This is a genomic window from Pantoea sp. Pa-EAmG (assembly GCF_030024295.1).
GTDB lineage: Bacteria > Pseudomonadota > Gammaproteobacteria > Enterobacterales > Enterobacteriaceae > Pantoea > Pantoea dispersa.
This window is the reverse complement of sequence record NZ_JASEWO010000406.1, coordinates 1-674: the sequence shown is the minus strand read 5'-3', so window position 1 is coordinate 674 and position 674 is coordinate 1. Positions and strand designations below refer to the sequence as shown.

Below are 674 nucleotides of genomic sequence, written 5' to 3'. Positions count from 1 at the left end.
GTGGCCTGGCGCGCCATCATGCCGGTTTCCAGCGTGACGGTATGCTGACCATATTGGAATTTGCGTACGATCGGGTTCAGCAAAATTTAAGTCCTTAAATTCGAGGGGCAGAGCGCTCTTTGGCTCGCCGGGGTTTACCGATCTTTAGTTGCATCCTCGCGACTAATGACAATCTTCAACCGCTCATGCGGTAAAGCCTCTCATTAGCCGCGCGAAACGCTGCAAGCAAAGATCACTCTCAGCAACAATACATGAGTTTGGTACGGATTGCTGCGGATTGCTCGAAAAAAGGGGCCATAAAGGCCCCCTTTTCGCGAAACTCGCACAAATCTGATCGTCAGATGCGGTTTTCTGCATACTGCATGCACTACATCGTTGATCAGATTCTTCAGACTTAGCGACGCAGACCCAGGGTTTCGATCAGGCTGGTGTAACGTGCAACGTCTTTACGCTTCAGGTAGTCCAGCAGCTTACGACGCTGAGATACCATGCGCAGCAGACCGCGACGGCTGTGGTGGTCTTTCTTGTGCTCAGAGAAGTGACCCTGCAGGTGGTTAATCTGAGCAGTCAGCAGAGCAACCTGAACTTCAGTTGAACCGCTGTCGTTAGCACCACGACCGAATTTAGCAACGATCTCTGCTTTAGCTTCTACGCTTAGAGACATAATAAACTCC

1 protein-coding gene is annotated in these 674 nt (G+C 50.9%); it reads right to left on the bottom strand.

What is annotated here, in order from left to right; genetic code table 11:
* Nucleotides 1-394: 394 nt before the first annotated feature.
* Complete coding sequence (gene rpsO / locus QMM04_RS22940) at nucleotides 395-664, bottom strand: 30S ribosomal protein S15 (RefSeq protein WP_034826514.1); 270 nt, start codon at nucleotides 662-664, stop codon at nucleotides 395-397.
* Nucleotides 665-674 lie beyond the last annotated feature (10 nt).